Annotated in this window: 20 protein-coding genes and 1 pseudogene; 14 read left to right on the forward strand and 7 right to left on the reverse strand. The window is 64.5% G+C overall.

All coding sequences use genetic code 11. From position 1 onward, the window contains the following. The first annotated feature begins 40 nt into the window (after positions 1-40). Positions 41-1,792, forward strand: a complete 1,752-nt coding sequence (locus P5705_RS16820) for a bifunctional diguanylate cyclase/phosphodiesterase (protein ID WP_277461984.1) — start codon at positions 41-43, stop codon at positions 1,790-1,792. 100 nt (positions 1,793-1,892) lie between these two features. Here the strand turns inward: P5705_RS16820 and P5705_RS16825 are convergent, their stop codons facing one another. The 4 genes from P5705_RS16825 to P5705_RS16840 form a co-directional block, all read right to left on the reverse strand. Continuing rightward, on the reverse strand, positions 1,893-2,267 hold the full coding sequence (locus P5705_RS16825) for a hypothetical protein (protein ID WP_011532716.1): 375 nt from the start codon (positions 2,265-2,267) through the stop codon (positions 1,893-1,895). Continuing rightward, positions 2,264-2,608: a helix-turn-helix domain-containing protein gene (locus P5705_RS16830; RefSeq protein ID WP_277461985.1), complete on the reverse strand. Its 345-nt coding sequence runs from the start codon at positions 2,606-2,608 to the stop codon at positions 2,264-2,266. Before P5705_RS16830 ends, P5705_RS16825 begins: the two co-directional genes overlap by 4 nt. A 90-nt stretch (positions 2,609-2,698) precedes the next feature. Next, a complete protein-coding gene (locus tag P5705_RS16835) occupies positions 2,699-3,139 on the reverse strand; it encodes a YkvA family protein (RefSeq protein ID WP_011532714.1) in 441 nt (146 codons plus the stop codon). 283 nt (positions 3,140-3,422) lie between these two features. Beyond that, on the reverse strand, positions 3,423-4,151 hold the full coding sequence (locus P5705_RS16840) for an FKBP-type peptidyl-prolyl cis-trans isomerase (protein WP_011532713.1): 729 nt from the start codon (positions 4,149-4,151) through the stop codon (positions 3,423-3,425). 258 nt (positions 4,152-4,409) lie between these two features. On the opposite strand from P5705_RS16840, the gene P5705_RS16845 reads away from it, so the two are divergent. The 11 genes from P5705_RS16845 to P5705_RS16895 all read left to right on the forward strand — a co-directional run bounded on the left by P5705_RS16845 (position 4,410) and on the right by P5705_RS16895 (position 15,946). Further along, positions 4,410-5,144 (forward strand): AraC family transcriptional regulator, encoded by a 735-nt coding sequence (locus P5705_RS16845; RefSeq protein WP_277461986.1) that lies wholly within the window; start codon positions 4,410-4,412, stop codon positions 5,142-5,144. A gap of 206 nt (positions 5,145-5,350) precedes the next feature. Next, on the forward strand, positions 5,351-6,406 hold the full coding sequence (locus tag P5705_RS16850) for an SDR family oxidoreductase (RefSeq protein WP_277461988.1): 1,056 nt from the start codon (positions 5,351-5,353) through the stop codon (positions 6,404-6,406). A 23-nt stretch (positions 6,407-6,429) separates the two neighbouring features. Next, positions 6,430-7,671 (forward strand): aspartate aminotransferase family protein, encoded by a 1,242-nt coding sequence (locus tag P5705_RS16855; RefSeq protein WP_277461990.1) that lies wholly within the window; start codon positions 6,430-6,432, stop codon positions 7,669-7,671. 10 nt (positions 7,672-7,681) lie between these two features. After that, complete coding sequence (locus tag P5705_RS16860; protein ID WP_213659997.1) at positions 7,682-8,125, forward strand: type II toxin-antitoxin system RatA family toxin; 444 nt, start codon at positions 7,682-7,684, stop codon at positions 8,123-8,125. A gap of 4 nt (positions 8,126-8,129) precedes the next feature. Continuing rightward, complete coding sequence (locus tag P5705_RS16865; protein ID WP_277461991.1) at positions 8,130-9,275, forward strand: acyl-CoA dehydrogenase family protein; 1,146 nt, start codon at positions 8,130-8,132, stop codon at positions 9,273-9,275. Then, positions 9,272-10,099: an SDR family NAD(P)-dependent oxidoreductase gene (locus tag P5705_RS16870; protein WP_277461992.1), complete on the forward strand. Its 828-nt coding sequence runs from the start codon at positions 9,272-9,274 to the stop codon at positions 10,097-10,099. The genes P5705_RS16865 and P5705_RS16870 overlap by 4 nt, the downstream gene beginning before the upstream one ends. A gap of 10 nt (positions 10,100-10,109) precedes the next feature. Continuing rightward, positions 10,110-11,081 carry a fatty acid desaturase gene (locus P5705_RS16875; protein ID WP_277461993.1) on the forward strand — a complete coding sequence of 324 codons (972 nt, stop codon included), beginning with the start codon at positions 10,110-10,112 and terminating at the stop codon, positions 11,079-11,081. A gap of 40 nt (positions 11,082-11,121) precedes the next feature. Then, positions 11,122-11,922 carry a DUF3050 domain-containing protein gene (locus tag P5705_RS16880; RefSeq protein WP_277461994.1) on the forward strand — a complete coding sequence of 267 codons (801 nt, stop codon included), beginning with the start codon at positions 11,122-11,124 and terminating at the stop codon, positions 11,920-11,922. Positions 11,923-11,994: 72 nt separating this feature from the next. Further along, on the forward strand, positions 11,995-13,062 hold the full coding sequence (locus P5705_RS16885) for an HlyD family secretion protein (RefSeq protein ID WP_277461996.1): 1,068 nt from the start codon (positions 11,995-11,997) through the stop codon (positions 13,060-13,062). Beyond that, positions 13,059-14,630 carry a DHA2 family efflux MFS transporter permease subunit gene (locus tag P5705_RS16890; RefSeq protein WP_277461998.1) on the forward strand — a complete coding sequence of 524 codons (1,572 nt, stop codon included), beginning with the start codon at positions 13,059-13,061 and terminating at the stop codon, positions 14,628-14,630. Before P5705_RS16885 ends, P5705_RS16890 begins: the two co-directional genes overlap by 4 nt. Next, a complete protein-coding gene (locus P5705_RS16895; RefSeq protein ID WP_277461999.1) occupies positions 14,600-15,946 on the forward strand; it encodes a TolC family outer membrane protein in 1,347 nt (448 codons plus the stop codon). The genes P5705_RS16890 and P5705_RS16895 overlap by 31 nt, the downstream gene beginning before the upstream one ends. Here P5705_RS16895 and pcaQ read toward each other — a convergent pair. Next, a complete protein-coding gene (gene pcaQ, locus P5705_RS16900) occupies positions 15,937-16,869 on the reverse strand; it encodes a pca operon transcription factor PcaQ (RefSeq protein ID WP_277462000.1) in 933 nt (310 codons plus the stop codon). The genes P5705_RS16895 and pcaQ overlap by 10 nt on opposite strands. A 909-nt stretch (positions 16,870-17,778) precedes the next feature. Here pcaQ and P5705_RS16905 point away from each other — a divergent pair. Then, a complete protein-coding gene (locus tag P5705_RS16905; RefSeq protein ID WP_277462001.1) occupies positions 17,779-18,036 on the forward strand; it encodes a DUF3077 domain-containing protein in 258 nt (85 codons plus the stop codon). 103 nt (positions 18,037-18,139) lie between these two features. On the opposite strand, the gene P5705_RS16910 is transcribed toward P5705_RS16905, so the two are convergent. Then, positions 18,140-18,619 (reverse strand): hypothetical protein, encoded by a 480-nt coding sequence (locus P5705_RS16910; protein ID WP_277462003.1) that lies wholly within the window; start codon positions 18,617-18,619, stop codon positions 18,140-18,142. A gap of 370 nt (positions 18,620-18,989) precedes the next feature. Then, on the reverse strand, positions 18,990-19,595 hold the full coding sequence (locus P5705_RS16915) for a hypothetical protein (protein ID WP_277462004.1): 606 nt from the start codon (positions 19,593-19,595) through the stop codon (positions 18,990-18,992). A gap of 221 nt (positions 19,596-19,816) precedes the next feature. On the opposite strand from P5705_RS16915, the pseudogene P5705_RS16920 reads away from it, so the two are divergent. After that, positions 19,817-19,924: pseudogene (locus P5705_RS16920) on the forward strand (DUF3077 domain-containing protein); the annotation flags it as partial. Positions 19,925-20,112 lie beyond the last annotated feature (188 nt).

The raw sequence follows: 20,112 nt of genomic DNA on the forward strand, positions 1-20,112 counted from the left end.
CGTGCAAGCGTCCGGCCTTTTTTCATTCAGGAAGCAGTCCATGACCGTCACCGAACAGCTCAGCGCATTGAGCGCCATCCTGGCTCAACGCAGCGTCCATAGCCTGTTCCAGCCCATCGTCTGCCTGTCCGAACGCCGCATCCTCGGTTACGAGGCCCTCAGCCGCGGCCCGTCCAACAGCCCGCTGCACTCGCCGTTGAACCTGTTCGCCATCGCCCGTCAGGCCGGGCGCCTGAGCGAGCTGGAAGTGTTGTGTCGGGAAAGCGCTTGCCGCCGCTTCAGCGAGCAGGGCCTGGAAGGCAAGCTGTTCCTCAACATTTCGCCGGAATCGCTGCTCGAACCCCACCACCCCTCCGGACGCACCCTGAAAATGCTCGAACAGGTTGGTCTGCCGCCCAGCCGCGTGGTCATCGAGCTGACCGAACAGACCCCCACCGAAGACTTCCAGTTGCTGTACAACGCCTTGCACCACTACCGCGACATGGGTTTCTCCATCGCCCTGGACGACCTCGGGGCCGGTTATTCGAGCCTGCGCCTGTGGTCGGAACTGCGCCCCGACTATGTGAAGATCGACCGCCACTTCATCGACGGTATTCACCTGGACCCGCTCAAGCGCGAATTCGTCGGCTCCATCCTGCAGATCGCCCGCGCTTCCCGTGCCCAGGTGATCGCCGAAGGTATCGAGCTGAAAGAAGAACTGGCGGTACTCGGCGAGATGGGCGTCGACCTGGTGCAGGGCTACCTGCTTGGCCGTCCCCAGGAGTTTCCACCACGCGACACCCTCACCCTGCTGCCCCAGGCACCGGGTACCGGCGTGGCCCTGGGCGAAGACAGCCGCGACCTCAGCGCCCTGCTCATCGAGCAACCGGCGGTGACCCTCGACACCGCCACGCAGCACGTGCTCGAAGCCTTTCGCCGCCAGGCCAACCTGAACTCCCTGGCCGTGCTGGACGAGCGCGGCAAACCCTGCGGCATCGTGCATCGCCATTCGCTGGCCGATGCCCTGCTCAAGCCCTTCGGTACCGACCTGTTCGCGCGCAAGCCGATCAGCCGGCTGATGAGCCAGGACTACCTGGCCGTCGAGCGCGGCCAATCGCTGCAACAGGTCAGCCGCCTGCTCACCAGCCGTGCCCGCCAGCGTATCGAGGAAGATTTCATCATCACCCAGAGCGGCCGTTACCTGGGGCTGGGGCGGGTGATCGACGTGCTCAAGCTGATCACCGAGCAGAAGCTCCAGCAGGCCCGGCATGCCAACCCGTTGACCCTGCTGCCGGGCAACGTGCCGATCCAGCAGTGCCTGGCCCGCCTGCTGGAACAGCAGCGCGAGGCGGCGGTGTGCTACGTCGATATCGACAGCTTCAAGCCGTTCAACGACATCTACGGTTACGCCCGGGGCGATGAAGTACTACTGTGCCTGGCCCAGTGCCTGAACGATTGCGTGGACCCGAGCCGTGACTTCGTCGGGCATATCGGTGGGGACGATTTCATGCTGGTGCTGGGGTCCAGGGACTGGCACGCGCGCCTGCAACTGCTGCTGGAAGCCTTTGCCCGGCAGTGCCGGCGCTTCTACCGCAGCGAGCACCTGGAGGCAGGGTGCTTCACCTCGCACAACCGCCAGGGCCAGCGCGAAACGTTTGCGTTGCTGTCGCTCTCGATCGGAGTGGTGTGGCTGGCGGCCGGGAGCAGCCTCGAGCTGGATGCCGGGCAACTGGCGGAACTGGCCTCCCAGGCCAAGCGCCAGGCCAAGGATACCCGCGGGCCGAGCCTGAGCCTGATTGATACCACGCTGTAGGAGCGGCTTCAGCCGCGATCACCCGCGAAGCGGGTGCCAGGTACCGCGTTGCCTGCATCGCGGCTGAAGCCGCTCCTACAAAGGTGTGTTGGGGCGAACATCAGGCCCGTTCGGCCTCCGGATAGCGGTATTCGAACACCCGCACCACCTCCGAGGCATGCCAGGACGCCGCCTCCATGCCATCCACCGGTCCCGAGAACCGTCCCAGCCGCTCGACACATTCGAAGAACCCGGTACGCGGCAGGCGGCTGGCGCCCTGGCTGATCACCAGCGAGCTGCGCAAGGGTTGCTCGGCGCGGGCATCGAGTACGGCGAGATACTCCAGGGCGGCGGTCAGGGTCTGCATGGCCGGGCTGGGCAGCTGCAGACGCTCGAGCAGCGCGCGGTAAGTGAGCAGGTGGCGTTGACGGCGGGCCAGGTCGAGCTCGGTCAACAGGTTCTCCCATTGCTGACGGCTGATCCTGACCTGGCTCATGACGGTTCGCTCCAGCCCGCCACACCCAGGTGCCAGGCCAGGCTGCGCAGGATCGCCGCATCCGGGCGTCGCTCGCCGGCCTCGATCATGGCGAGATAAGCCGGGCTGATGCCAACCGTACGCGCCAGTTGTTCAGGCGCCAGCCCCTTCGCCTGACGCAACGACGCCAGCTGATCCAGAGAGGACAAGCTGGCGCTCCGAGGTGTGCTTTCGACGTTGTCGGTGGTGCCTGATACGTTGGCAGGTGCCTGGCCTGCGGCCACGAGCAGCGCCTGGTATTGCTCCCAGGGCACGACGGCGTACTCGGGCTGACCGTCCCGGCTGATGACCTGAATACCCATAACAACCCCCTTGACGTTGGATCACGGCATGTAATCCGTAGGCATAACGCTTATGCCAATTATATTACCAACCTCGGGGATCCGGTGAACTCAGTTGCCAGGTCGTTCCAGGCGCAGGGCTTCAGGGGTGTCCGGCAGGCGTTCGACCACCCGCAGCTTCTCTGGAGCCTGGCTGTCGCGCCAGGCCTTGAAGCGGCCCAGCTCGTCGGCGACGGTCTTGAGTACCCAGCCCAGCACGGCGATGTCGTCGAGCAAACCAACACCGAGCAACCAGTCCGGGATCGCGTCCAACGGGCTGACGAAGTACAGCAGCCCGGCGACGATGGTGACCAACGCCTTGGGGCTCACGGCACGGTACTCGCCACGCCACCAGGCCAGGCACAGCGCCTGCATCAGCCGCACATCCTCACGCAGTTGCCCAAGCTTGGGGCCCTTGCGGGCCACGGCGAACAGCAGCGCCGGCAAGCGCCCGCGGCTGAGCAGGCGCTCGGCCAAGGGCAGGAAGCGGGCAAAATTCCAGGGTGCGCTCATGAAACCTCCAGAGGAGCCAGGAAGGTTATCCACAAAAATTGTGGATAACCTTGTGAACAGGGTCGCCTTCACGGCACCAGGTGCCCGCCAGGCAAGGGCCGGGCACGGATCGGGCGTTTTTTACACAGTCGTTTCAATGACGCAAACGTTTTGCGACAACCACACCCGTGTTCGCGGGCCAGCATAGTTTGCGACAGTGGCGCAGGCCATCGTTCGCGTCAAGCGACCCTGAAAACGACGACGCCCCGTCGAAACGGGGCGCCAGGGAGCAGCAAGCCAGGGTTTACTTGGCTGGAGCTTCTTCGACTTCAGCCTTGCTCAGGTCCTTGATGCCCAGCAGTTCCAGGTCGAATACCAGGACCGAGTTGGCCGGGATCAGCGGGCTCGGGCTCTGGGCGCCGTAGGCCAGTTCAGCCGGGATGTACAGCTTGTACTTCTCGCCGACGTGCATCAGTTGCAGGCCTTCGACCCAGCCTGGGATCACGCCGCTGACCGGCAGGTCGATCGGGCTGCCGCGCTCGACGGAGCTGTCGAATACCTTGCCGTCGATCAGCTTGCCTTCGTAGTGGACAGTGACCACGTCGGTTGGTTTGGGCTGCGGGCCATCGGCCTTCTTGACCACTTCGTACTGCAGGCCGGACGCGGTGGTGACCACGCCTGGTTTCTTGGCGTTTTCCTCGAGGAATTTCTTGCCGCTGGCGGCCGCTTCCTCGCTGGCCTTGGCCAGGCGCTCCTCGGCGCGCTTCTGCAGGGCGCTGAAGGCCTCGACCAGCTCTTCGTCCTTCAGGCGCTGTTCTTTCTTGCCGACAGCGTCTTCGATACCTTGGGCGACGGCTTTGGAATCCAGGTCGTCCATGCCTTCCTGAGCCAGGCTCTTGCCCATGTTCAGGCCGATACCGTAGGAGGCTTTCTGTGCCGGAGTCTTCAGCTCGACGCTGCTGGTCTGGGCGTCGCAACCGGCCAGGACCAGGCCTACCAGGGCAACCGCAGCCGCCAAACGATGCTGTTTCATGCTATTTCCTTGTTCATGCGCCATAGGGGCAATCAGGGTAAAGCCGCGAGCTTATCAGGCGGCCACGACCAATGGCTACCGGCATGAGAGCGACAAAAGTTCAAGAAGTTCCAGTGCTGAAACGGCTGGCGTCAGTGCAAATGATTATATGTTGCGAATTGTATCGACCGGCATATATCAGACCGCTATCATTGCCGGCGATTCAGTGGCTGGCCGAGGGATGGCCAGCCTGTCAGGGACGGGCTTCAGGGACGTGCGATGAGATGGGATGGCGAGGTAACCTTCGGTGACTACTGGCTGGGCTATACCGGCAAGGCCGACCAGACCAGCGCCCATGCCCATGTTGCCATCCAGCTCTGTATCGGCCTGCGCGGCGACATCACCGTGGAGCTCGCTGGCCGCACGCTGACCGGGGCCGGGGTGATCATCGGCCCCTTTGTCGACCACCGTTCCCTGCCCAGCCCCGACCGCATCGCGTTCCTCTATCTCTACCCCGACGCGCCGCTGGGCCGGGCGCTGAATGCCCTGGTCGACGCCAGCGGCACGGCAGTGGCCAGCGCCGAGATCGTCAACTGCATCCGCCAGGCCGACAGCTTCCAGGAGGTGGTCGAAACCCTGGAGCGCCTGCTAGTGACCGACGATGCCTTCGACCCTCGGCTCTCCAATGCCCTGCACCTGTTGCGCGACGATTGCGCGGGGATCGGCGCGATCTCCCGCGCGGCCAGCGCCGTCGGCCTTTCCAGCCCGCGCCTGCGCTTCTTCGCCACCCGCCACATGGGCGTGCCGCTCTCGCAATGGATCATCTGGCGCAAGCTCGAACGTGCCTGCCACGCCCTCGCCCACGATGCCAGCCTCAGCGACGCGGCCATGGCCGGCGGTTTCGCCGACCAGGCCCACCTCACCCGCATGATGCGGCGCATGGTCGGGATGTCGCCCAGCCGCGTCGCCCTGGTGCTGCGCAATACGAGCGATTCGTTCAAGAATCAGCAGTAGTGAAACGCCATCATCCCTTCCGACCTCCGCTGACCGGGATCTCCACTTCCTAGCGCAGGCATTGCCGCCGGCCCAGGCCGGCTTTTTTCTTCGTTTCGATCACGTGGTCGCTTGCACAGGCGTGCGGGCGGCCGCCCATGAAAAAACTGCCATTTCACCCACTTTCTGCGAGCAAGGAGTGCAAGCACATGTCCGGTCCCTCACGGATGACTGTTTTCCTTACCGGCGGTGCCGGCGTACTGGGCGATACCCTGATTGACCAACTGGCCGAGCGCTACGACCTGATCTGCCTGACCCGGCGCAGCGCGATTCGCCACCCCGGCGTCGAGACCCTGCGCGGCGACATCTGCCAACCACGCCTGGGCCTGAGCGCCGCCGACTACCTGGCCCTGCTGCCACGCATCGACTGGGTGATCCACAGCGCCGCCATCACCCGCCTGGACGGCCATGCCGAAGCCGTGTTCTCGGTCAATTACCAGGGTACCGAGCAGGTGCTGCAGCTGGTGCGCGACGCCCAGGTACCGCTCTACCACATCAGCACCGCGTTCACCCACCCGTGCGACTACCACCCCGGCGTGATGCCCTCGACGCCCTACGAGATCGTCAAGCGCCAGGCCGAGACCCTGGTGCGCGAGGCCGGTGTGCCGGTGTCGATCTTCCGCCCGTCGATCATCATCGGTGACAGCCAGACTGGCCACATGCCCATCCTGCAAGGCTTCCACCTGACCATGGGGCTGATGATGTCGGGCTACCTGCCGATCATCCCGTGCCCCGAGGACGGCCGGGTCGACGTGATCGCCCGCGACGTCGCCGCCGCGGCCATCGTCAGCGCGCTGGACCAGCGCCTGATCGGCGACGACTACTTCCTCAGCAATGGCCCGCAGGCGCTGGACATCCGCACGCTGCTGGACCTGATGTGCGCCGAGATGGCCCAGCAAGGCAAGCCGTTCCAGCGCCCGCGCTGCATGAACCCCGACATCTACGAGCGCCTGGTGCGCCCGGTGTTCCTGCCTGCGCTTGAAGAGAACATCCGCGCGGCCCTTGGCCGGGCCACCCAGCTGTGCCGCTACGCCAGCCTGCTGCAGCCACTGCCCAGCTCGCTGGCCCAACTGCTGCCGGCCAGGCGCCTGGCGCAACGCTCGCCGCGCGAAGAGCTGGCGCTCACCCTCGCCCGCCTGTCGCCCAAGCTCTCGGCCATGCAACGCATGCTGAAAGTGCCCACCCCGACGCAACGCCGCGCCGACGTCGCCCTGGAGGCCTGAGCACGATGAACAGTTTCAGCACAATGCCCGATGTCTTTGACTCGGCGCTGATCCAGCAGCAATACCGCGATCACGTCAACGCCGGCTACGCCCGCCTGGCCTCGATGATGAACCTGCCGATCGAGGCCTCGAGCGCCGGGGTGTACCTGTTCGACAGCCAGGGCAATCGTTACCTGGACGCCGGCGGCTATGGCGTGTTCCTGCTGGGTCACGGGCACCCCGACGTGCTCGAGCGGGTCAGCCACCAGCTGCACAGCCATCCGCTGGCCAGCAAGCTGCTGCTCAACCCGTACCAGGCCCAGGCCGCCGCCGCGCTGGCCGCGGTCTGCCCCGGCAACCTGCAATATGTGTACTTCTGCAGCTCCGGCACCGAAGCCACCGAGGCGGCGCTCAAGCTGGCCTGGCTCAACGACTGCAAGCACGTGATCTCGACCGTCGGCGGCTACCACGGCAAGACCTTGGGCGCGCTGGCGGTGACCGGCCGGGAGCTCTATCGCTCGCCGTTCGCCAACCGCCTGGGCGAGAGCCAGTTCGTGCCCTTCGGTGACATCGAGGCACTGCGTCACACCCTCGAAGGGCTGCCTGAACGCGCCTGCGTGATCCTCGAGCCAGTGCAGGCCGAAGCCGGCGTGATCCTGCCGCCAACCGGCTACCTGCGCCAGGTGCGCGAGCTGTGCGACCAGCACAACGCGGTGCTGATCGCCGACGAGATCCAGTCGGGGCTGGGCCGGACCGGGCGCTGGTGGGCCTGCGACCACGAAGGCGTGGTGCCCGACATCCTGCTGGTGGGCAAGAGCCTGTCCGGCGGCTGCGTGCCGGTCAGCGCCATGGTCTGCACCCCCGACATCCAGGCGCCGCTCAACCGCAACCCGTTGATGCACACCACCACCTTCGGCGCCAACCCGCTGGCCATGGCCGCGGTACTGGCCACGCTGCAGGTCATGCAACGCGACGGCCTGGTGGCGCGGGCCGAGGCCCTCGGGCAGCAGGTGCAAAGCGGCCTGCAAGCCGTGCTGCGCCAGCACCCTCGCGCCGACCAGGTGCGCCTGCGCTGCACCGGCCTGCTGCTGGGGCTGGAGTTCGCCGACGCGGGGCTGGCCGCCAACATGGTCATGCACCTGATCGACCAGCGCATCGTCGTCAATCACTCGCTCAACGATCACCGGGTGATCCGCCTCACGCCACCCGCGCTGTACAGCGACAGCGATGTGGCCTGGCTGCTCGACGGCCTCGCCACCGCCCTCGCCCGCACTTTCGCCCAATAAGGAGAGCGACATGAAAGAAGTCAGCCTCAACGCCTACGTTCCCAGCCAGAGCGCCGAGCAGGTGTATGCCGCCATCAGCAACTTCAGCCTGTACCCGCAACTGTGCGAGTCGGTGCGCAACATCGAGATCGAGTCGATCGACGACAACCAGGTGCTCAGCAACTGGGAGGTGAACTTCCACAGCGGCATTCTCAAGTGGCAGGAGCGCGATGTCTTCGACCCCGCCAACCTGCACATCCACTTCCGCCAGACCGCCGGCGACATCGACCACTTCTCGGGGTACTGGCAGGTCAGCGAAGCGCCCGAGGGCGCCAGCATCGCCTTCCACTCCTGCTTCGACCTGGGCATGCCGATGCTCGCCGACATGCTCGACCCCGTGGCCCGCCAGGCGATCCGCGACAACATCAGCGCCATCATCAATGGCCTGTTCCCGAACAGTCAGATCAAGGATTGATGTAATGCCCTTGTCATTGCTACAGCGCTCCAGGCAGACCCTGGAACACTTCGCCCCCGGCTTCGCCCGCTTGCTGGCGGAGCTGCCCTTCGACCAGCGCGAAGCCCATGGCAGCCCGGTCGTGGACTGGTTCAAGCGCACCGGCCCGGTGGGCCTGCTGGTGCCCAAGGCGGCTGGCGGCCTGGGTGCCACGGCGCTCGAGGCGGTACAGGTGCAGGTGGCCATCGGCGCCCTGTCGCCCTCGCTGGCGATCGCCAGCACCATGCACCAGTTCTCCGTCGCCAGCCTGGTCGCCGTGGCGGCCAAGGGCGCGGGCGCCGAAGGCCTGCTGCTGTCGGCCATCGCCCAGCAACGCCTGCTGGTGGCCTCTGGCTTCGCCGAAGGCGTGCCGGGTGGTGGCATCCTCGACGCCGGCATGGAAGCGGTGCGCCTGGCCGACGGCGTGCGCCTCAATGGCAGCAAGCAACCCTGCAGCCTGGCCAGTTCCATGGACCTGCTGACCGCCAGTTTCAGCCGTGACACCGACCAGGGCGAAGAGCTGATGATCGCCTTGATTCCGGCTGCGGCGCCCGGCATGAGCCGCCACCCGTTCTGGGCCAACAGCGCGCTGGCCGGGGCGCAGAGCCTGGAGCTGCGCCTGGAGGACGTCTACGTCAACGACAAGATGATCTTCTCGGCCGGGCTCAAGGCGCAGCTGGGCGAAGTGCAGACCATCGGCTTCGTCTGGTTCGAGCTGCTGATCTGCGCCACCTACCTGGGCGCCTGCCTGGGGATGGCCGAGACCGTGGTCGGCGAGCGGCGCTGGAACGACCTGCAGCGTGTCGACCTGGCCAGCCAGCTGCAACTGTGCCTGAGCGCCGTCGAGGGCCTGGCCCATGAGGTCGAGCACCTGGACGACGGCGCGGACGACCTGCTGGCGCGCCTGCTGCTGACCCGCTACGGCATCGAGCAACAGCTGGCCCGGGCCTCGGACCTGGCCCAGCAGATGCTGGGGGGCCTGGCGTTCATCCGCAGCAACGACACCAGCAACTGGCTGAACAGCACCCGTGGCCTGCAATTCCACCCGCCGGGGCGCTTCAGCATGGCGGCCAACCTCGACCACTACCTGCACACCGCCACCTTCAGCATCGCCAAGGGAGCCAACTCGTGAACCTGCACAACAAGATCGTCGTCATGACCGGCGCGGCGCGCGGCCTCGGCCTGCAAACGGCGCGCAAGCTCAAGCGCCAGGGCGCCACGGTGATCGGCATCGATCGTCTCGAACCCCAGGCCGCCGTCGACTTCGACGCCTACTACCAGCTCGACCTGTGCGACCAGGCCCGGGTGAACGAGACCGTCGACGCGATCCAGCAGCGCTTCGGCGACATCGACATCCTGGTGAACAACGCCGGCGTGCTCACCCTCGAACGTGGCGAGACCGGGGTCAACGACGAAGTGCGCCGTGCGCTTGAAGTCAACCTGCTGGCGCCCTGGCAGTTGACCGCGCGGTTCCTGCCGGCGCTGCTGCGCACCCACGGCAAGGTGGTCAACGTGTCCTCGCTGTTCGCCCTGGTCAACGCGCCCTATGTCGCCGCCTATGCCACCAGCAAGCGCGCCATGAGCGCCTACTCCGACGTGCTGCGCATGCAGTACCCGGGGCAACTGGACGTGGTCACGGTGTTCCCCGGCTTCATCGACACCGCCATCCACGACCCGGCCGAACGGGTGGGCTTGTCGGTCAAGCGCCTGGTCAGCTTCAAGCGCGGCGACCGTGTGCTGCTGTCGCTGGAGGAAAAACTCGACGACGCCAGCAACGGGCTGCTGCGGGCTTGCCTCAAGCGCGGCCTGCGCAACCGTGGCCTGACCTTCATGGGGAGCGTGGCGATGTACACCGCGCGCTGGCTGCCGAGCCTGGTCGACGCCTTCATCGGCCTGCGCCTGCGCAGCTTGAGCAAGGCCGGGCAACTGGCGCTCAAGCCCGAACTGATCGACTGAGGCCAGGCCGATGAAGCACCTGCCGCTGGACAAGCCCGCCTTGCGCCCGGACCGCCGCCTGCTGACGCCGTCGGCGCTGGAATCGGCGTTGGTGATCGGCTACACGCTGCTGCTGTTCGGCGTGCCCCTGGCCTTGTTCGTGGTGGCCGCCGAACAGGCGCCCTGGGCGTGGCTGCTGGCCTGGCCGCTGCTGCTGCCGGCCGGCTACGGCCTGTTCGTGCAAGGCATCCTCGGGCACGAGGGGTTGCACTTCAACCTCAGCCACAACCGCCTGCTCAGCTGCCTGCTGGCGGTGCTGCTGAGTTCATTGCTGTGCGGTTTCTGCGCCACCGGCTACTTCGTCGACCACTGGCAGCATCACCGCTACAACGGCGGCCCCAAGGACCCGGACTGGCGCCTGCTGCGGCGCTACCGGCTGGCCGTGACCCGGCTGCTGGTGTCGCGCCTGCACGCCACCGCGCGCTACCTGCTGCAGACCCTGCGCCTGGCCCTGCCCGGCGCCAAGGTCGAAGGCGCGTTGCCGCTGCCGGCCGGGCAGATCCGCCTGCTGGCCAGGTTCAACCTGGCCTGCCAGGTGCTGTGGCCGCTGTTCTGGCTATGGCTGGTGATGCGCTGGCCGGTGCTGTTGCCGGCCCTGCTGGCCTGCCTGCTGGTCGCCTTGCTGGTGTCGGCGCTCAACGCCTACCAGGAGCATGCCTTCGACGTCGGTGTCGAGCAGCCGGTCGCCCGTTCGCGCACCGATTTGCTGAGCACCCTGCTGCACCTGGGTTCGAACTTCCACCTGGAGCACCACCTGTACCCACGGGTGCCGTGCTGGCGCCTGCCGCGCCTGCACGGGCAACTGCTGGCCAGCGGCTGGTACGACGGCCGCCAGGCGCTGCTCGAACCGCGTTTTCTAGGCGCCTTGCGTTACTGCCAGGCGCGCTTCCCCTACTCCGGCACCTGGCAGACGGTTCCGCAGCAGGCCCCACAAGAACACTGAAATGCCCCAACACACAACAATCACACTCATGGAGCCGAGTATGTCCTTCGAAGTCGATAACCTGATCCAGCACGAGCGCCGCACCCTGCTGGAACACCCCTTGTTCGCCCGCATCAGCACGGTGGAGGATGTCCGCCTGCTGATGGAGAACCACGTGTTCGCCGTGTGGGACTTCATGACCCTGCTCAAGCGCATCCAGCGCGACCTGACCTGCGTCGACCTGCCCTGGCTGCCACCGCGCCACACCCTGGCCGCGCGCCTGATCAACGAGATCGTCACCGGCGAGGAAACCGACGAGCGCCCGGGCGGCGGCTTCATCAGCCACCTGGAGCTGTACCTGCAGGCCATGGACGAGATCGGCGCCGACACCGGGCCGTTCCGCCACTTCCAGGCCCTGTTGCAAGCCGGCACCTCCCTCGCCCATGCCCTGGACAGCGCCGACATTCCAGCGCCGGCCCGGGTGTTCGTCAGCAAGACCCTGGACGTGGCCCTGAATGGCTCGACCGTGCAGGTGCTGGCGTACTTCTTCTTCGGCCGCGAAGACATCATCCCCGACATGTTCGGCCGCCTGCTCGAGCAATGGGCGATCGACGAGTCGAAGGTGCCGATGCTGACCTACTACCTCAAGCGCCACATCGAGATGGACGGCGACGACCACGGCCCGGCGGCCAAGCGGATCATCGCCGAGATCGTCGACCAGCCAGAACAGCAGCAGGAACTGGTGCACAGCGCGCGCGACGCCCTGGTCGCCCGCACGCTGCTGTGGCAGGGCGTGCTCGAACAGCTCGACCAGCGCGCGACGCACAAGGCCCGCCAGGCGAGCGTCGCCGCCGCCGTGTGAACCCATGCCCTTGCCCACCGATGCGGCGGGCAAGGGCCCCTGTCCCTGGCAACACGAACGAGGGTGTATGACATGTTGAAAGGCAAGCATGCCAAGTTGGCGGTCTGCGCGGCGGTGCTCGCGGGCCTGGCGCTGCTGGGCTGGCAGCGCTGGCAGTATGCGCGGCAGTACGTCAGCACCGACAACGCCGAAGTGGAAGGGATCATCATCCCGATCCGCGCCAAGCTGAGCGGTGTGGTGGTCCAGGTACCGGTGCGCGAGAACACCCAGGTGGGCAAAGGCGACCTGCTGTTCCAGGTGCGCGAGGACGAATACCACCAGCGGGTCGAACGGGCCGAGGCCAACTACCTGGGCGCCCTGGTGGCGACCGGCCAGGGCGGCATGCCCGGGCTGGTGGACAGCCAGGTGCGCGGCGCCGTCGCCCGCAGCCAGGCCGCCAAGGCCATGATCGGCCAGCTGGTGGCCAACGTCGAGCAGGCCGCCAGCGACTACCGGCGCACCCAGCGCCTGGCCGAACAGGGGGTGGTCAGTACCCAGGACCTGGAAGCCGCGCGCGCCCGCTACAGCGCCCTGAACCACCAGTTGCAGGGCGCGCGCGACAACTCCAACGCCGCCCGCGAGGGCACCCTGGCCAACCAGGCGGCGCTCAAGGTGGAGGAGTACCGGATCAAGGCCGCCGAGTCCGAACTGGCCCTGGCGCGCATCAACCTGCAGGACACCCGGCAGACCTCGCCGCGGGCCGGCTTCATCGTGCACAAGGATGTGCAGCCCGGGCAGTTCGTGGTGGCCGGGCAGAAACTGCTGAGCCTGGTGAGCACCGAGCACGTCTGGGTGGTGGCCAACTTCAAGGAGACCCAGATCGGCCGCGTACGGGTCGGCCAACCGGCGCGGATCAGCGTCGACGCCTTCCCCGGCCAGACCTTCGAAGGCGTGGTGCACAGCCTGGTGCCGGCCACGGGCGCGCGCTTCTCGTTGCTGCCCCAGGAGAACGCCACGGGCAACTTCACCAAGGTGGTGCAGCGGGTGCAGACGCGCATCGAGTTCAAGGATTTGCCCGTCGGGCTGAAGGACGCCATCAGCCAGGGCATGAGCGTGTTCGTCGAGGTCGACACCCGTGACGACAAGGGCCAGACCCTATGAAATCGCCCTGGCTGGTGGCCTTGACGGTCACCCTGATCTCGATGATGGAACTGCTCGACGTGACCATCGTCAACGTCGCGATCCCCAGCCTGATGGGCAGCTACGGGGCGTCGGTGGACGAGATCTCCTGGGTGTCGACCGGCTACATCGTCGCCAACGTGGTGATCCTGCCGGCCAGTGGCTGGCTGTCGGCCTGGTTCGGCCGGCGCGCCTACTACCTGGTGTCGTCCGCCGTGTTCGTGGTCGCCTCGCTGGGCTGCGCGCTGTCGGTGGAGCTGTGGCAGATGGTGCTGTGCCGGGTGGTCCAGGGCCTGGCCGGCGGTGGCCTGCTGGGGATCTCCCAGGCGATCATCTACGACGTGTTCCCCAAGGAGAAGGTCAGCGCCGGCATGGCGGTGTACGGCGTCGGGGTAATGATGGGGCCAACGTTGGGCCCGTCGGTGGGTGGCTACCTGATCGATGCGTTCTCCTGGCACTGGATCTTCCTGATCAACCTGCCGATCGGCGCGCTGGCCCTGCTGCTGGCCTGGCTGTGCGTGGACGACTCACGCCATGAACGGCGCCCGCAGAGCATCGACTACCTCGGTTTCATCCTGCTCGCCCTCGGCGTGGGCAGCCTGCAGATCCTGCTGGAGCGCGGCGAGCACTGGGACTGGCTGGAGTCGGACCTCACCGTGCTGTGCCTGGTGCTGTCGGCGCTCGGCCTGGTGGGGTTCTGCTACTGGGAGCGGCGGGTCGCCAACCCGATCGTCAACCTGTCGCTGTTCGCCAACCGCGAATTCCTGCTCGGCTCGATCTGCGCATTCTGCGTGGGTTTCGGCCTGTACAGCACCCTGTTCATGGTGCCGCTGCTGTTGCAGACCCTGCTCGAGCAGAGCGCCTACCAGAGCGGCCTGGTGATCTTCCCCGGCGCGCTGGCCAGCGCCGTCAGCACCCTGGTGATCGGCAAGCTGTCCCAGGAGAACCGTATCGACGAGCGGGTGTTCATCTGCCTGGGCATCCTGATCTACGGCTACGCCATGTACCTGCACACCCAGTTCACCCTGCAAAGCAACCCGGACACGCTGTTCTGGCCGCTGGTCATCCGTGGCTTCGGCCTGGGCATGATCTTCGTGCCACTGACCAACCTGGCCATGCGCCAACTGCCGCAAGGGCTGATCTCGGTCGGCTCCGGCGTGCTCAACCTGATGCGCCAGCTCGGCGGCAGCGTCGGCATCGCCATCGCCGCCACCCTGCTCACGCGCTTCTCCTGGTCGCGCTACCGGCAGTTGTCCGAGCACGTCGACGAAACCCGCCTGCTCGCCGGTGGCTGGGAGGTCGCCAACCTCGACCCCAGGCGCCTGTCCACCGACCTGCTCGACCCCGGCCAGGCCAACACCCTGCTGGCCTTCCTCGAAGCCCGCGACCAGGCGCAGATGCTCGGCTTCAGCATGCTCTTCGGCCTGCTCGGCGCGGTCATGCTGGTCGGCGTGCCCATGGTGCTGATGATGCGCAACCCCAGGACCCCCAAGCCTCAACCCGCAAAGGAATCTGCGACATGCCCGGACACCGCCCTCGAATCCGCGTAGCCACGCTGGCGCTGCTGGCGCTCTGCAGCAACCCTGGCCAGGCCAGCGACCTGTACCAGACCTACCTCAAGGCCGTGGACCACGACATGGCCTACGCCGCCGCCCAGCAACGCCAGCAGGCGGCGGCAGAAAAGGCCCCCCAGGGGCTGGCCACGCTGCTGCCGCACCTGTCGCTGGAGGGCGGCGCGGCCTGGGTCGACCGCGAGCACAGCGGTGGCGCACAGCGCGACAAGGACAACTCCAACGCCTACGCGCTGGTGCTGGTCCAGCCGTTGCTGCGTTGGCAGAACGTCATCGACCATGCCCAGGGCAAGGCCCAGGCCACTGCCGGCGAGATCGATTTGCTGGCGGCACGCCAGGACCTGATGCTGCGTGTGGCCGACACCTACTTCGAACTGCTGCTGGCCGAAGACCAGTTGCACACCAGCCGCCAGCAGGTGCGCAGCCTCGGCCAGCAACTGGACAAGGCGCAACGCTTCCGCCGCGAAGGCTCGGGCACCGAGAACGAAGTGCAGCGCATCCAGGCCAGCTACGACCTGGCCCAGGCCGAACAGATCGCCGCGGGCAATGCCCTGCGCCTGCAGCAGCAGGCCATGGCGCGACTGATCGGCAACGACCCCGGCGAACTGGCGCGGCTCGATGAGCAGGTCGCCTTCGCCGGCCCGCAACCGCCGCGCATGGAAGCCTGGACCGAACAGGCCCGGGCGCAGAACCTCAAGGTGCAGGCCGCCGAAGTGCGCCGGCTGATCGCCGAGCAGGAAGTGGAGAAACAACAGGCCGGCCACTTGCCGACCCTCGACCTGGTCGCCGCCCACGGGCGTTTCGCCTCGGTCGGCGGCAGCCTCTACGACGTCACCGTGCCCGAGGAGAAGTACACCCAGACCGTGGTCGGCGTGCAACTGAGCGTGCCGCTGTACGCCGGTGGCGGCACCCAGAGCCGCACCCGCGAGGCCCGCGCCCTGCATGGCGCCGCCGAGGATGAACTGGAAGATGCCCGCCGCGAGGCCGACTTCATGGCCCGCCAGGCCTACCTCAACCTGACCGGCGGGCTCAGCCAGTACCAGGCCTTGCAGCAGGCGCTACGCTCCAGCCAGAGCAACCTGCAGATCACCACCCATGCCTTCGAAGCCGGCGCGCGGATCAGCAGCGATGTGGTGGATGCCGAACAGCAGGTGACCCGCACCACCCTGCAACTGGCCCGCCAGCGCTACGCCATCCTCCAGGCCCAGCTGCGCCTGATGGCGGCCAGCGGCAGCCTGGGCGACGACAATCTCAAACGCCTCAGCGCCCTGCTCACCCGCCCGGCTCAGGGGTAGTCGCCGTCCCGGTACTGCCCGGCCACTTCGCGCAGTACCTCGCACATCCACTGGGCCGGCAGGCTCTGCGGCAAGGCGGCGTTGCGGCAGATGCCCACCGAGCCGCCCGGCTCGCGCACGCCCAGGTCGAGCTCGGCCAGTTCGTTGTGCCGCAGGTCGAGCAGCACCGCGTCGCGTGGCGCCACCCACAACGCGTCGCTGCCCAGCAGGTAGCGACGGCTCAGGGCCAGCGACAAGGTTTCCAGGCGCTGCGCCGGCATCGGGATGCCGCACTGCACGAACAGGCTGTCGGCGTGCTGGCGAATGGTGGTGCCCTGGGGCGGCAGCACCAACGGGTAGCGTACCACCTGGGCCCGCTCCACCGGCGTGCTGGCCAGCAGCGGATGGCCCGGGCGCACCACCAGGGCCATCGATTCGCTGTACAGGTGCTCGAACGACAGGCCCTGGATCTGCGGGCTGTCGGTCATGCGCCCGACCACCAGCTCCAGCTCGCCCAGGTGCAACTGCCCGAGCAGTTGCGCGCTGACCCCGGTCACCACGCTGATCACCAGTGCCTCGTGGCGCTGGTGCAGGCGGCAGAGCACTTCCGGCATCAACAGTCCCTCGACGGTCGACAGCACACCGATGCGCACCTGCGACGGTGTGCGCGCCTCGCCGCGCACACTGCCCACGCCCTCGCGCAGGGCCTGCACGCTGGGGCCGGCGTAGCGCATGAAGCGGGTGCCGGCCGGGGTCAGCGCGGCGCCGTTGCGTGAGCGCTCGAACAGGCGCGCCTCAAGCAGGTCTTCCAGCTCCTTGAGGGTCTTGGAGATCGCCGGCTGGCTGATGGCGAGCACGTCGGCGGCCCTGGCCAGGCTGCCCTGCCGGGCAATCTCCAGGAAGCACAGCAGGTGGCGGTACTTGATGCGGGTGTCGAGGTTCATGCCCGGCAGTGTATCCGTAAAACGACAAGCCCTGTGGGAGCGGGCTTGCCCGCGAACACCGGCAACGGGGTGCCTGCTTCGCGGGCAAACCCCACCACCTTAAGCGTGATCCCTGTAGGAGCGGCCTTGTGCCGCGAAAGGGCTGCGTAGCGGCCCCAGGATTTCAGTGTCGAACAAAGATCGCCGGGGCCGCTTTGCGGCCCTTTCGCGGCACAAGGCCGCTCCTACAGGCTGCGTGCTGAATCATGCCAGAGCCATGGGTCGAACGATGCCACTGTTGGGTAAAGCAGAATCCACAGTGATATAGCACTCATCGATGATGAGTGCATTCCAAGCCCTGAAATCAGATTTAACCCCTTCCTTGTAGTCCATTTCCCAAACATACTCCCGCCGCCCTTTTTCCGTTGCGGTCGTTCTGGCACGGCTCTAGTCTCGGCGGATCGCTTGAATCAGCGACCGGCTTTGACAGGCCGACTTCCAAGAGCAACTTCAACGGTTTCGCTTTATATGGCGGCTGTACGTGGGGCACTTCGTGTGCGCCGGGGTTTTGCTCTTGCTGACCGGTCTGTCAACCCATGTACAGCTGCCACCCTCTTGTTTGACAGCAGACGGTGGTGGCCCCACTCATCAGCAAGAGATCGTCATGTTAAATATCGTCCCCGACCCACCCCATCCTCATTCCCTTTAAGACACCCTCATCCAGGCCAGCGAATACGCCCTGTGCGCATTGACCGTGGCCCATCAGGCCGTGCATGCCCAGCCCAGGTCCCCGGCCACGCTGCACTAGGCCCTGGCCGGGCCTGTTCGCCGGCAAGGCCGGCTCCTACCGAGGCTGCGTTTCACCTGTAGGAGCCAGCCTTGCTGGCGAAAGAGCCCGCCCAGGCCCCCACCACTTCAGGGAGAAAAACAATGACCACCGACGACACCACCGCCGGCAAAACCAAGTTCTACCAAGGCGAAGGCCAGACCGCCCCGCTGTTCTGCATCGAACCCGGCATCCCCTGCCAGCACGTCCGCGAACAGGCTTCGGAACTGATGGGCTACGTGCGCGACCTGACCATTGCCGGGATCATGGAAGAAAAGCCGCAACTGCTCTGGCCGTCGTATTACCTGAGCGCGCTGGCCAAGGCGCTGATGGATGATGCGGAACTGGGGATGAGGCACTGAGGCAGGAACGGCTCGGTCTGGGTGTCTCATAGCCAGTCGGCCTGGATCACTCATGCAGCACGATACTTTTGGGGGCGGCAGATGCCGCCCCCATTCATTGCACCTATGCTGAGTCCCGATCAAGATTCAGTCCTAGCGCTTTACATTGCTCAGCCAAGGTTTCTCTAAGGCCATGCATGAACTTTATATAATTTGACTTGCTTATATCTAGCAGGGTTAAAGCCTCTTCCCCCCAAAGTCTAACCACCATGCTCTCGCGGTCGTCAATTCTTACAAATCCTACAAAGTCACCGTCAAAACCTTCTACCCCAATAGGTAAGTAGGAATTTCTTATGTCTGCCTCGGCTTCTTGAATTTTGACTTTAAGGTTGCTGACTGTTAACTGTATTGGCTCGCAAACCTTAGCTCGTTCAAAAAAGTCCTTGATTGCGCCATCTAGAACGCCGGCAAGCATTAGCTGGCCATAGTCACCGACTGTCACGTCGCCGAGAATCAAACAGCACTGGGTGAAGCAAGCACTTCCGCTATCGGATTTGAACGTGTCAATCCTGGCCTTTAGTACAACCATTTTTTCATCCTGCATATGCAGTATTTTTCATCTCTGCAAATCTCCGCCCAACCTCTGGAGGTGGTTTGCCGTATAAGGTCACCCACGAATCTACTATTACCAGTCAGCTCCCTCGCCAGATAGACTATTAAGTAGGAATGCTCTACTCAGCCGATACCACCTAAGTTTCGTGACCTCTTAGGCCCTGCTTAGGCAGCAATTAGAGTAAAAAAATAAATTCGTCCCATTTCCGCTGTTTGTGTAGATGCCGCCCAAGACGTAGTAACGGTAGTCAGTCTTGAGCTTGCTAGAAATGAGAGTTCGCTCGGAAATTGTCAGTCTTTAGTTCAGTACTTCTCGTAAAGCAACCTAGAAATGCTTGGTTTGAATTTAGCATTTCCTTAGTTCATCTAATTTGTTGATGCTCAGGTTTTGGCGTGGCTTGGGAGCGTTTGCAAAGTGCAATTTTTAGTTTCCTATAGGGCTTCTGGGCGTCTTCTCTGTTTAAGGGGGAATTCATGTCACTTTCGGTTAGTGTGCTGACCACCATTCGGATTGCCAAATATTCATACTCCCCAGATTTATCAAGAGAACTTTCTAGTGTTTCGATAAGATAAGCGCCTCGTGAACAAGTTTCGTTAAACCTGACCACGTAATAGTCATCTATCGTCATTGCTCCTTCTTTTCGAGTTTCATCAAAGAAAAATTTTAGCGATCTTGATGCTGGTAGATTCTTTATGAGTGTTGTCAATCTGGCGCGAGGTCCTATTTCGAATCCGTTGCCAATGGGGAGTTTTTTATTGAAGTATTGTTTATGGAGTATCCAGAGTGAATTTCTTTTATGGAATATATCTATGTAATTTTCATAGGAGTGAAAATTACAGGTCTCGCCAGTCAAGTAATATCCGGCATTCTCCAGTGTTTCCTGGAAAAAGTCGGAAACACCAAGAAGTTCGGGTTTTTCTACGCAGCCATCGCGCAGAAAAATATCGAAAAGTTCAAATAGCTCCATGATTCGCCTCATCGTGCAGGGGGAAAAGGGGACGGATTTATTTTCGCTACTCTAGTTTCGGCCCGCCCTGTTTCATCTTCTCAATAAATTTTCGATGAGTGTATAGGATCACCTATTGAATAGGGCTGCTCTCTTCAGCCGGTATCACCTAGGTTTCGTGGCCCCTTAGGTCCCGCTGAGGCAGCAATTAGAGTAAAAAATAGATTCGTCCCCTTTCCGCTATTGCCGGAATCATGGAAGAAAAGCCGCAACTGCTCTGGGCGTCGTATTACCTGAGCGCGCTGGCCAAGGCGCTGATGGATGATGCGGAACTGGGAATGAGGCACTGAGGCAGGAACGGCTCGGGCTGGATGTCTTGCAGCCAGTCGATGTTTAGCCCGCTGTAGCTGTGTTCGGATACCATCTCAGAACTGCGTCGCCTATTGTTTGTGTAGGTGCCGCCCAAGACGTCGTAACTGTAGCCGGCCTTGAGCTTGCTAGGCAGTGTACGAAAAGTAATGTCGTAGGCACCGCCGCC

Source organism: Pseudomonas entomophila, assembly GCF_029478665.1.
Classification (GTDB): Bacteria; Pseudomonadota; Gammaproteobacteria; order Pseudomonadales; family Pseudomonadaceae; genus Aquipseudomonas; species Aquipseudomonas entomophila_F.